The sequence below is a fragment of the Fulvivirga kasyanovii genome, from assembly GCF_009711405.1.
Taxonomy (GTDB): Bacteria; Bacteroidota; Bacteroidia; order Cytophagales; family Cyclobacteriaceae; genus Fulvivirga; species Fulvivirga kasyanovii.
The window spans coordinates 1-11157 of the sequence record NZ_SMLW01000452.1 but is presented as its reverse complement, the minus strand read 5'-3'; the positions used below and the strand labels follow the sequence as shown (position 1 = coordinate 11157).

At 41.8% G+C, this 11157-nt stretch carries 9 protein-coding genes; 7 read left to right on the top strand and 2 right to left on the bottom strand.

What is annotated here, in order from left to right; genetic code table 11:
• The 6 genes from E1163_RS07510 to E1163_RS07485 all read left to right on the top strand — a co-directional run.
• Positions 1-1447: SulP family inorganic anion transporter (locus E1163_RS07510; protein WP_155170820.1), on the top strand; the 1447-nt coding region annotated here is incomplete at its 5' end.
• Complete coding sequence (gene can / locus E1163_RS07505) at positions 1420-2064, top strand: carbonate dehydratase (protein ID WP_155170819.1); 645 nt, start codon at positions 1420-1422, stop codon at positions 2062-2064. The genes E1163_RS07510 and can, both read left to right, overlap by 28 nt.
• A gap of 64 nt (positions 2065-2128) precedes the next feature.
• Positions 2129-2698 carry a DUF4251 domain-containing protein gene (locus tag E1163_RS07500; protein WP_155170818.1) on the top strand — a complete coding sequence of 190 codons (570 nt, stop codon included), beginning with the start codon at positions 2129-2131 and terminating at the stop codon, positions 2696-2698.
• Positions 2699-2872: 174 nt separating this feature from the next.
• Entirely contained in the window at positions 2873-4531 is a 1659-nt protein-coding gene (locus tag E1163_RS07495) for a S41 family peptidase (protein ID WP_155170817.1), read from the top strand.
• A gap of 97 nt (positions 4532-4628) precedes the next feature.
• Positions 4629-5405, top strand: a complete 777-nt coding sequence (locus tag E1163_RS07490) for an alpha/beta fold hydrolase (RefSeq protein WP_155170816.1) — start codon at positions 4629-4631, stop codon at positions 5403-5405.
• A 264-nt stretch (positions 5406-5669) separates the two neighbouring features.
• Positions 5670-7406: a L,D-transpeptidase family protein gene (locus E1163_RS07485; protein ID WP_185156007.1), complete on the top strand. Its 1737-nt coding sequence runs from the start codon at positions 5670-5672 to the stop codon at positions 7404-7406.
• A gap of 188 nt (positions 7407-7594) precedes the next feature.
• Here E1163_RS07485 and E1163_RS07480 read toward each other — a convergent pair whose 3' ends face one another.
• Positions 7595-8158, bottom strand: coding sequence for a C40 family peptidase (locus tag E1163_RS07480; RefSeq protein ID WP_185156006.1), 564 nt, complete (start codon positions 8156-8158; stop codon positions 7595-7597).
• Positions 8159-8264: 106 nt separating this feature from the next.
• Complete coding sequence (locus E1163_RS07475; RefSeq protein ID WP_155170813.1) at positions 8265-10424, bottom strand: glutamine synthetase III family protein; 2160 nt, start codon at positions 10422-10424, stop codon at positions 8265-8267.
• A 489-nt stretch (positions 10425-10913) separates the two neighbouring features.
• On the opposite strand from E1163_RS07475, the gene E1163_RS07470 reads away from it, so the two are divergent.
• Positions 10914-11157 (top strand): hypothetical protein (locus tag E1163_RS07470; RefSeq protein WP_221417958.1); only part of this gene is annotated, 244 nt, incomplete at its 3' end.

The window sequence follows — 11157 nt, the reverse complement described above, 5'->3', positions numbered from 1 at the left end:
GTTTTCCGGACTGATCACAGGTATAGTTGGTGGTATAGTAGTTGGTGCGCTGAGTGGATCGAACGTAAGTGTTTCGGGTCCTGCAGCGGGTTTAACCGTGATAGTGCTGGCAGCCATCGAGTCCTTGGGATCATTCCAGGCGTTTTTGGTGGCTGTTGTTTTGGCAGGAGCCATTCAGCTATTATTAGGGTTCCTGAAGGCCGGTATAGTAAGTCACTACTTCCCCTCTTCAGTAATTAAGGGTATGCTGGCAGCCATCGGCCTTATACTCATACTAAAACAAATCCCTCACGCTCTGGGCTACGATGCAGATTATGAAGGCGATGATGCCTTTATGCAGGCTGATGGCGAAAACACGTTCTCGGAACTAATTAATGCAATGGGCGCTCTCCAACCAGGTGCCATTATTATAAGTTTACTGGGACTGGCGGTTTTAATATTATGGGATAGACCGAAGCTAAAGAAAATTACATTTTTCAGGATTGTTCCCGGAGGTTTAGTCGCCGTGGTAATCGGTATAGTACTTAACCAGCTCTTCGCTGCTGCAGCGCCTAATCTGGCACTGGCGCAAGACCATATGGTGAGCTTGCCGGTGGCATCGGGCTTTTCTGAGTTCCTGGGACTTTTTACCACTCCGGATCTTTCAGCAATTACAAACCCTCAGGTATATGTAGTAGCGCTTACAATCGCTATTGTAGCCAGTATTGAGACACTGCTTTGTATTGAAGCTACGGATAAGCTGGACCCTCAGAAGAGGATAACTTCTACCAACAGAGAGCTAAAAGCTCAGGGTGTAGGAAATATACTAAGTGGCTTGATCGGTGGCTTGCCGATGACCTCGGTGATTGTCAGAAGCTCTGCCAATATAGATTCAGGCTCAAAAACCAAGCTATCAGCTATCATACACGGCGTTTTGTTGTTCATTACAGTAATTTTTATTCCGAACATCCTCAATATGATCCCACTGGCATCATTGGCGGCCATTTTATTGGTAGTAGGTTATAAACTTGCCAGAATTTCATTATTCAAAAACATGTATGCGCTGGGATGGGACCAGTTTGTTCCTTTCGTAATTACAGTATTGGCCATTCTGTTCACGGACCTGCTACGAGGAATCGGAATAGGCATGGTGTTCTCCATATTTTACATTCTCAGGAACAATTACAGAACAGCATTTCACTACAATAGTGAAGACAATGGTCAAGGTAAAAAGATCAACATTCGCTTATCAGAAGAAATGACATTCCTGAACAAAGGAAGTATGTTATTGACTTTGAGAAATATTCCTGAGGACTCAGAAGTGTTAATCGACGGAACAAACTCTAAGAATATCGATCATGACGTAAAAGAAGTAATTCAGAACTTCTTAGAAACTGCTAAACATAAAAATATTAAATTAACAATAAAGAATATAGGACAATGGAAAAATCATACAACAGGCTTATAGAAGGTAACAAAAAATGGGTTGAGGATAAATTAAACCTGGACCCTACTTATTTTAAAAACCTTGCCAAAGGGCAAAGTCCTGAGTTTTTATGGATTGGATGCTCTGACAGCCGCGTACCTGCCAATGAAATTACAGGCACTCAATCAGGTGAGATATTTGTGCATAGGAATGTGGCCAATATGGTAGTACATACTGACCTGAACTTTCTTAGTGTACTGCAGTATGCGGTGCAGGTACTGAAAGTAAAGCACATTATCGTATGCGGTCACTATGGTTGTGGAGGTGTACTTACGGCCATGTCTAAAAACAATGCCGGCCTGGTAAGCAACTGGCTAAGAAACATAAAAGATGTTTACCAAAAGCACTCAAGTGTACTGGATGCCATAGAGGATGAAACCGAAAGGGCGAACAAGCTGGTAGAGTTCAATGTGATAGAGCAGGCTTCCAACCTGGCCCGTACTTCATTTGTACAGGAGGCATGGAGTGAGCGCGACCTTCACGTTCACGCCTGGGTATATGGCCTTGATTCCGGTACAATAAAAGAACTGGGTGTGACTATCAAAGGAGTGGAAGACCTGGAAGAGATCTACCGCTACAACCTGAAGCAGTTAGTATAAACATAATATTGGCATTCTTATTGATACTCTAATAATTGAGTATTTATATAAGCATGTTAATATTATGAAAAGATTGAATATAGTATTACTGGCAGTAGCGCTTATGTGCTCTGCCAGTATCACAATGGCTCAAACCACTGCAAAAGAGCTAAAAAAAGCAGAAAGAGCTGAGAAGAAGAAAGCAAGGGAGCAGCAGTACAGCGAGAATAAAGAAGGTTTTCTCGAACTTTTGAATGACAAAAGCTTCACCATTAAAGCTACAACCCTGCAAAGCAGAAATAGCTTCACCTACAATGTAACCCCTATAACCAATTTTATAAAAGTCGAGGGTGATGAGGTCACGGTACAGACAGCCGGAGGTATGCACCCGGGATATAACGGCCTGGGAGGGTTAACCATCAATGGCAGAATCACAAAATATGAGGTTACCGAAGAAAGTGACAGCCATTCCATTAACGCCACAATCATGTTCAATTCTCCTGTTTTGGGGCACTCTACAATGTATTTAAGTATTCAACCTACTGGTAACGCCACTGCCCGGATTAGCGATAACTGGGGAGGACGCATTACATACAGGGGTGCATTTGAAGATTTAAGTGAGTCGCGGGTTTACAAGGGCATGACCATTATCTAAATATGAATTAACCGGTATATTTACCCCCCTGAACAGAGGCCGTTCGGTTTAGCCTGAACGGCTTTTTTATTAATAAGTACTCAAAAAGTAACTTTGCCGGTAAATGATCCGTTAATCTGAACATTTATGGCTTATAAAAGTGTTACTTTATAAGTACAATCCGAATACAATTATATGACTCTCCGAAACAGAAAAATAAAAGTATGGGGCATTGGCTCTTTGATTATCATCATAGCCCTGTCTTTCTCCAGCCCCAGTGACCGATACTTCGAAATTGCCAAAAACCTGGACATTTTTGCAACGCTGTTCAAAGAAGTAAATGCCCTCTATGTTGATGAAATTAATCCGAACAAGGTTATAAAAACAGGTATCGATGCCATGCTCGCATCTTTGGATCCCTATACCAATTATATACCGGAGGATGATATTGAAAACTTTAGAACGCAAAGCACAGGACAATACGGAGGTATAGGTGCGATTACCAGCCGGTTAAATGGCAAAATTAAGGTAGTAATGCTCATGGAGGGCTACTCTGCCGAAAAAAACGGACTAAAGATCGGAGATGAAGTAATCAAAATTAATGACATAGATGTAAGGGAGCTGTCAAGGGAAGAAACCAGTGAACTGATGAAGGGACAAGCCAACACACCTGTTTCGCTCACTGTGCTAAGGTACGGTAACACAACCCCCTTAACCCTGGACTTTAAACGGGAAAAAGTAAAGATCAGCAATGTACCTTACTACGGCATGGTATCATCAGACATAGGATATGTTAAGCTCACCGAATTTACCATGCAGGCAGGAAAAGAGGTAAGGAATGCAGTGAGTGAGCTGAAAGATAAAGGCGCAAAAAAGATCATTCTGGATGTAAGGAGTAATCCGGGAGGGTTATTAATGGAGGCTGTAAACATCACCAATGTATTCTTGCCCAAAGGCCAGGAAGTGGTATCTACCAAAGGTAAACTCACTGAAAACAATGCCACCTACAAAACTTTAAACAACCCTATAGACGAAGAAATACCTCTGGCTGTATTGATCAACAGTGGCAGTGCTTCGGCTTCGGAAATTGTGGCCGGCACCATACAGGATTATGACCGCGGAGTGGTTATTGGTCAGAAATCGTTCGGAAAGGGACTGGTACAGATCACCAGGCCGCTTTCGTATAATTCGCAACTAAAGGTAACTACAGCAAAATATTACACCCCAAGCGGCCGCTGTATACAAGCTCTTGACTACTCCTTCAGAAATGTAGACGGTAGTGTAGGCGCTGTGCCCGATTCCATGAAAATGGAATTCAAAACCACCAACGGCAGAGCCGTTATGGACGGCGGTGGCATTGATCCGGATATTGAAGTGGAAAAAGAATCCCTGTCTCCTATTGTTCACTCCTTATTTACAAAAGGCTATATTTTTGACTACGCTACCAAGTATCATTTTGAACATGATGCTATTGAAGACGCCAAAAACTTCAGGCTTTCTGATGAAGAATACCAGGCTTTTACCGCATGGTTATCCGACAAAGATTACAGCTACACCACACAGGTTGAAAAGAAGCTTGAGGAGCTGACTAAAAACGCAAAAAAAGAAAAGTACTACGAGGACATTAAGGAAAGACTGGCCGATGTAAAAAGTACTCTGGCAGCCAGCAAGAAAAATGACCTGACAGATTTCAAACATCAGATCGTGGCCATGCTGGAAGATGAAATCACCTCGAGGTACTATCTGGAAAAAGGCTCGGTAGAATCAACATTTGACAGCGATCAGGATATTTTGAAGGCCATTGAGATCTTAAACAACTCTGAGAGGTATAATCAAATACTGGCAAAAAAATAAGAACAACCCGGCACATAGAAAGCTCACGAAGCTGCCTTTTTATGTGTTGGGTATTTTTCTTTTAATTCAGATTTCAGAAGGGTGCCTGGGCATAAGAATGAGCCAAAGTGAAATCAGGGATTACTTTGCTGACAAACCTCGGGAACCATTACTTCTTCAATACAACCAGGATAAGTACACCATCAACTATGCTGCCATAGGAAATGCAGAACAACCTACGGTTATATTTCTTCATGGCGCACCCGGTTCCTGGACTGCCTTTATAAGTTATTTTTCAGACTCTACGCTATTAAAAGAAGCTTACCTTATAGCTGCTGACCGGCCGGGAAACGGCAGATCAGAATTTGGCAATCCTGTTATCGCGCTGAAAGAACAAGCGCGCCTGCTAAAACCATTGCTTGAAAAAAGACCAGGGCCAGTAGTGCTTGTCGGTCATTCGTTGGGAGGCCCGGTAGCAGCAAGACTAGCCATGGACTACCCGGAACTGGTAAATGGACTCATCCTCGTGGCCCCTTCCATAGACCCTGCGCTGGAGCCCAATGAAGACTGGTGGAGAATACCTCTCAACACCCCGTTCCTAAGTTGGCTTGTACCTACATCTTTGTATGTTGCCAATGCTGAGATCTATCACCTTGAAAAAGAGCTGAAGAAAATGATGCCTTTATGGAAGAACATCCTGACTCCTGTTACCATTATTCAGGGAAAAGAAGATAGCCTTGTGCCTCCGGGCAATGCTGAGTTTGCCGGAAAAATGCTGGTAAATGCCGCAGAGGTAGAGATAGTAATGCTAAAAAACGCCACCCATTTTATACCGTGGAACCGGCCGGAGTCAATAAAAAAAGCAATACTAAAACACCTGGATGAACTGAACTAATACAGGATCAGGCAGAATTTCCGGAAAAAACACTAACTTTTCGTCCTTGTGTTTGGCAGGCAGGGACTAGTGAAAAATCGGCGAAAGCAGTTTGCAGACCAGCATAAAAAAACAATAGACGGGGTTTAATGATTTTCAAAAGATAAGCTTTCATATTGCTAGTTTTATTTCTGAACCATCAGCTCCACAGGGTTTAAGCTCGATTCTAAATACACCCACTTGCTTATGGTATTGCTTTTGTATTTCTTAAGTCAAAAACAACACATGATAAAACCTCAGCAGATTATACTTTTACTCTTTTTTATATGTTTAGCCTTATTTTCCTGCTCTAACAAAACAGACTTTGAGATCAAGAATGACAAAATACGATCGCTAATCAAAATCGGAAGTGATTCTATTAATGCTCAGACCTATTTTCCTGACAAAGATGTGAGGAATTACTTGCACGGTGAGTTTGATGACTTCTACAAAGAGCGGGAATATAACCTGGCCTGGCTCAACTTCGAGGAGCCTGAAAAACAGGCAGATGAACTGCTTGAGGCACTGGACAATGCAGCAGAAAACGGCTTAAAGCCGGAGAACTATGACACGAAAGAAATTGAGGAACTGCTAAGCTCCATATACAACATCGAAAGCCAGAAGTTGAGACGAAAAAAATGGCGCCGAAAGCTGATCAAAACGAAAAAATTCAAAGAAAAAATGCGGGAAGAGGATACCGTGCGCTTCAAGGACATAGCCCAACTGGATTTTCTACTTACAGCTTCATACCTCACTTACAGCTCTCATTTGTTATCCGGCAGGATAGACCCCAATGAAAAAGAAGAGTGGTTTGCCCCGCGCCGTAAAAAAGACCTTTCTGAGCATTTAGCTAAGGCTATTAAACAAAATGAGATCAAAGAATCGCTAAAAGAGTTGGAACCTTCCCATAAACAATACGCCCTGCTACGGGACTACCTGGTATACTTACGGCAGGCACTTGGTAATGATATTCCGGAAATAGGGCAACCCTTACAGGCCAATGATCAGGGCTACGAGGTAGTAAAAGCCAAAAAGCGCCTCGCCCTTTGGAAAAATACTGACATAAACCTGGAAGACTCTACCGTATACGATAAAAGTACCACAGAGGCTGTGAAGCGCTTTCAAACCATCAATGGGCTGGAACCAACAGGTGAAATAGATCAGAAAACCCTGGCTCTCCTTAACATGCCCCTATTCTACTGGATCGATAAGATTGAGACTAATATGGAGCGAATGCGGTGGCTGCAACAGGATTTCGGTGATCAGTATATCCTGGTCAATATCCCTGCATATGAACTTAAGGTGATGCGCAAAAATAAGGCAGAGCTTTCCATGAAGGTAATTGTGGGCACCAACTATAAAAAGACTCCGGTATTTAGCGACACTCTGGAGTATGTGGTTTTCAACCCTACCTGGACCGTGCCCACAGAAATCGCTATAGAAGAAATGCTCCCCAGGATAAAAAAAGAAAAAGACTACCTAGAAAGCCGTAACCTGCAACTTTATGATGGCTGGTCTATCAATTCGGAACAGCTAAAGCAAAAGGACGTGGATTGGGATGATATAGACAGCACAAACTGGACATTTCGCATAGTGGAAGCCCCGGGACCTACGAACTCTTTGGGACGGATAAAATTTATGATGCCTAACAGCCAGTTCATTTACCTGCATGATACTCCGGCACACCATCTGTTTTACAGAAAAGAACGGACTTTTAGCCACGGTTGCATCCGGGTAGAAAAGCCCCTGGAGCTTGCCGAATATGTGCTTGACTGGGACAGAAAGAAAATTAACAAGTACATCGATTCCGAAAAAACACAAAATGTAATTTTGGATGAAGAGATACCTGTTCATATAGTCTACTGGTCAGCCTGGGTAGATGAAAACGGCTTGATAAATTTCAGGGAAGATATTTACCACCATGACCAGACCCATCAGGAAAAGATACGGCTAAAGGAAAAAATCATTGCTTACGCAGAATAAGGATCAATCGGAATTTTCAGTGTAAAACACTAACATTTCGAATCTATGCGTGAAAGACAGTTATTGATAGCAGTTGACAAACCTGGTAAATATAGGAGAACACTTGTTTTAGGGCAAGCTTATTATATTATAAAGGCAGAGTCTTCTACAAACCAGAAGACTCTGCCTGAAAGATTTTGTGAATGGGCTTAATCAGTTAATACTCTACGTGCGCCCAGATAGCGGGCTTTATAATGCTTATGGCTGAGGCTGTCTATAACCACACCTCTTCGGGTGGAGCTGTGGATGAAGTTGATCTTACCATTCTCATTAGACACAACCATACCCACATGCCCTACGCTGTTAACGCCTGGCCTTGGGCTTTTGAATATCAATAAGTCACCCTTCTTCACTTCTTCAGTTACTGTTTCTACACCAAATTTCGATTGGAGTGACGAAGAAGCGGGGAGTTGAAAATTGAAGTTTTTATAAACATAACAGGTAAAGCCTGAGCAATCAAACACATTCGGGCCTTTGCCGGCGTATTTGTATGGCCTCCCCTGTAAAGTAAGGGCATAATCTACAAGGCTATCTCTCAGCGTCATAACTATTTCCTGCTTTTCCTCTACGCTCTCTGTTTCCAGCGTATCAGAAGCCTCTACAGGCTGGTAGTACTCCTGAAGCAGGTCTGCATTATGGCTTTCATTGAAATTCATAGCGCTGCTTACCACGAGAATAGCGGCTAAAACCACATAGAACAACTTATCTTTCATTATTGCTTTTATCAATTCCATAATATGTTATAGGTGCAATTTCCATGCAAGTAACAAAAAAAGCGGATGAAATAATTCCATCCGCTTTTTTGAAGGGTTTATGTTATTATCTCAAAAATAACATTTCTCTGTATTTGATCAGAGGCCAATCCTCATCATCGATCAGCATTTCGAGTTTATCAACTGCGTAACGGATCTTGTCAAAATATTTCATTTTCACATCATCACAGTAGCCTATCGCCTTCTCTCTCAGGTCTTCGACTTTATTGAGGCGCTTACGCTCTTCTATCATGTTATGAACTTCGCTCTGAATGGTTTCTATATAACCAGAGATGCTTTCAATGGTCTTGATCACACCGGCATTGGAAATATTTAAACCTTTAAGTCCGTTGGCATTCTGGATCAGCTTGTTCTGATATGCTATAGCCGTAGGTACGATATGGTTAAGCGCCAGGTCACCCATCACCCTTGATTCAATCTGGATCTTCATGATGTAGCTTTCCCAACGGATTTCATTTCTGGCTTCAAGCTCCCTGTCAGTAAGGATAGCATGTCTGTTAAATACTTTTCTTGATTTGTCAGTCAGGTAAGCATCAAGTGCTCTTGGCGTGTCCTGAATATTAGATAAGCCTCTTTTTTCGGCTTCTTTTACCCACTCGTCAGAGTATCCGTCGCCTTCGAAACGTATGGCTTTAGATTCCTTGATGTATTTTCTGAGTATGGCCACGATAGCCATTCTCTTCTCAGTACCTTTCTTGATCTCTTTCTGAACGGCCTCGTAGAAATCCGTAAGTTGATCCGCTACTATGGCGTTCAGTACAGTCATAGAAGATGCAGAGTTATCATTACCTCCTACTGCCCTGAACTCAAATTTGTTACCGGTAAATGCGAAAGGTGAAGTCCTGTTCCTGTCAGTATTGTCCTGAATGATTGGTGGTATCTTGTCAATACCCAGCTTCATGTACATATTTTCACCTTTACCTACCTTCACATTTCCTTTTTTCTCCAGCTCGTCCAGTACAGCGGTCAACTGAGAACCTATGAATACGGACATAATAGCCGGAGGAGCTTCGTTTGCCCCAAGACGGTGATCGTTACCGGCAGAAGCCACACTGGCCCTAAGCAGGTCGGCGTGTTCGTAAACAGCTTTAATGGTGTTAACAAAGAAAATCAGGAACAACAGGTTTTCCCTGGCGCTTGAGCTTGGCTGGAACAAGTTAACACCTGTATTGGTGATTAACGACCAGTTGTTATGCTTTCCTGTTCCGTTAAGGCCTGCGAACGGCTTTTCGTGGAACAACACCTTAAGACGGTGCCTTTCAGCTACTTTTGACATCACATCCATCAATAACTGGTTGTGGTCAGCGGCAATGTTAATATCTTCAAACAACGGAGCTACTTCAAACTGGCTTGGAGCAACCTCATTGTGTCTTGTACTTACAGGGATACCCAACTTCAAAGCCTCTATTTCAAAACCTTTCATGAAGTCATAGATCCTTGGAGGAATAGAACCAAAATAGTGATCATCAAGCTGCTGACCACGTGCAGGGTTATGTCCGAATACCGTTCTTCCGCCCATTACAAGGTCAGGTCGTGCGGCATACAAAGCTTTATCAATAACAAAATACTCTTGCTCACAACCCAATGAAGCTTTTACTCTTGTAACTTTCTTATCAAACAACTGACATACGTTAGTTGCTGCTTTATCTACTGCTTCTACCGCTTTCAACAATGGTGTCTTATTATCCAAAGCTTCACCGTTGTAAGAAACGAATACTGTAGGGATACAAAGTGTTACACCATAAATAAACATAGGAGAACTTGGATCCCAGGCAGTATAGCCTCTGGCTTCAAAAGTACTTCTTATACCTCCACTTGGGAAAGACGATGCATCAGGCTCTTGCTGAACCAATGCAGAACCTTTAAACTTTTCGATACCTGTAGATGCATCAAAAAATGTATCGTGTTTCTCTGCTGTTGACCCGGTAAGTGGCTGAAACCAGTGTGTATAGTGGGTAGCGCCTTTGGTCAATGCCCAGGATTTAGCCGCAGAGGCCACTGCATCTGCAGTTTCTACGTCTACTTTTGTACCTTCATCAATAGCCTTTTTCACCTTTTTGTAAACATCCGGTGCAAGAAGGCTTTGCATTTCGCGAAGGCCAAAAACATCCTGGCCAAAGAAATCTGAAATTTTTCCTGATACTTCTACTTTAGTTCTGGTTCTGTTATTTGCCAGATCAAGTGCTTTGAAGCGTAAGTGTGCCATAGTGGTTGTAGTGTAAATTTGATTTTTCGTAAAAGTAGTAAAAATTTGATTTCATGGATCATTTAAGACCCATTATTTAAATTTATAAGCCTAATTAATCAAAATCGGGGTATTTTAACACCTATTTCATTAAAAAATTGATCAAAATTGAATAAGCTTCTCAAATACCCTCAATTTTCATTCAATAAATATTTTTATCAACAAACAGTTTAATTAACACCCTAATGTTGGTTATGTTCATATTTTTCACTGATTAATGGGGTGTTTTGGAATGCAAGGAACAAAGTCAGAAGCTTGGTATTGTGTAATAATGTGGGCAACCAAAATAAGAACAGGTCGACCTTTAACAGCCTTCTTGCTATTATTGACAATGAAGGAATCAAAGGAATCCTAACAAAAGCGGACCATGCAACAACTAAGTCAGGGTACCATGGAAGCAACAAATTAAGGCAGGAATAGCTATATTACGCCATACAACTCACTACAACCATGAAAAAAACGCAGATATCATCAAATGCGACAATCTTTTTAAAATTTATTGTACCTTCTATTTTTTATCTGGCATTTACATTCGCCATTGCAGGCCTAATTACAGAAGGTAAATATGCAGGTGCATTATCTGCATCTTTTGTCTTGGTGATATTTGGATTATTTATCTACATGGCCTTTGTTCGATTAAAGCATGTAAGTATTGACGATGAGTATGTATTTATATCCAATTACTTCAAAACCA